Below are 1138 nucleotides of genomic sequence, written 5' to 3'. Positions count from 1 at the left end.
CGCCCAGCCGGCGGGCAATGTGGGCTGGCTTCTCGCCATCGGCCAAGGCCAGGAGGATGGCGGCCCGTTCGACGACGCGGGCTTCGGATTTACGAGAACGAGTCAGCCGGGTGAGTTCGGCCCGTTCCTCAGCCGTCATCTCCCGGAGACGTAGTGGCTTCCAAACACGTCGTGGCATGCGGAGATTCCTGCCAAAAATGAAGTGCCAAATAGTGTATGGATATTTGGCGGATGCACCACTAAATTTTCAGCCAAATTGCGTCATAATACATGAGCGGGATGTCTTCGCCATTGGACTCTGTTTTTCTTGGTGTTCAGCTTTGGAATCAGTCCTTGGCGGGCCGGGCCGGAACGGCTGTTGTCTCGCCCGCCACATTCCGATCAGAGCCCGCATCGAACACAGGCTCCCTTCGCCACTGTCAGCGCAACCAAACAGACGAAGCCGCCTGTGCCCGTCGGCGGGAAGACATCCCCTCGCGGCCGACCCGTCGCCGGCCGCCGCTCTTTCCCAAGGGTGCCGCCATGCCTAAGTTCGTGACGATTGAAGAGTACCACGTGACCATCCGCGTGCCGGCCGACTTGCCCGACGAAGCGGCCGACAAAATGCAGTCTCTTTTGGGCTCCCGGCCGTTTATGGCTCGCTTGCGGGCGGCCATGGCCGCCGTCATCGCCGACCACGCCCTGCTGGCCGCCGTCCGGGTGACCGTCACCCGGTGATCATCCGGGACTTTTCGGCGTCCAAGGAATCACGAAAAAATGTCCGCCGGCCGGGCACTTCCGGCGAAGACCGCGACACCTGTAAATGTCGGTGGAACGGACCCGGACTCCGGCCGGCTGAAGGTCAAAAAGACGGACCTGTTTGCGGCGTGTCCCGCCGTGAACGAGGCCCGGGGATTGTTGACACGGGATTGTTTTTAACCGGGCCCGCCCGCGTTCGCCTCCGGAAGGACGCGGACGGACCCCGTAACCGTCATGCTCGTTGTTCCACCCGGCGGATGCCGGGCGCGATTCGCTTTTTCCAAGGCGGCCGTCCCCCCGGGACGGCCGCTCCTTTTCACGGGAGCTTCTCATGTTTCAGCGTCTCCGGCTCGAACGCCCGATGGCGTTTCTGGACATCGAATCCACCGGACCCAGCCCC

Annotated in this window: 1 protein-coding gene; it reads left to right on the top strand. The window is 62.7% G+C overall.

Features of this window, described 5'->3' with window-relative positions:
• The first annotated feature begins 522 nt into the window (after positions 1-522).
• Positions 523-717, top strand: coding sequence for a hypothetical protein (locus BGIM_RS61085; RefSeq protein ID WP_084759779.1), 195 nt, complete (start codon positions 523-525; stop codon positions 715-717).
• Positions 718-1138: the final 421 nt, after the last annotated feature.

Source organism: Zavarzinella formosa DSM 19928, assembly GCF_000255705.1.
Classification (GTDB): domain Bacteria; phylum Planctomycetota; class Planctomycetia; order Gemmatales; family Gemmataceae; genus Zavarzinella; species Zavarzinella formosa.
The sequence above is the reverse complement of the archived record's forward strand: the minus strand, read 5'-3'. Positions and strand labels throughout refer to the sequence as shown.

What these genes read in the sequence shown, in the direction of transcription:
- BGIM_RS61085 (WP_084759779.1), top strand. Translation starts at nt 523, where the DNA reads ATGCCTAAGTTCGTGACGATTGAAGAGTACCACGTGACCATCCGCGTG.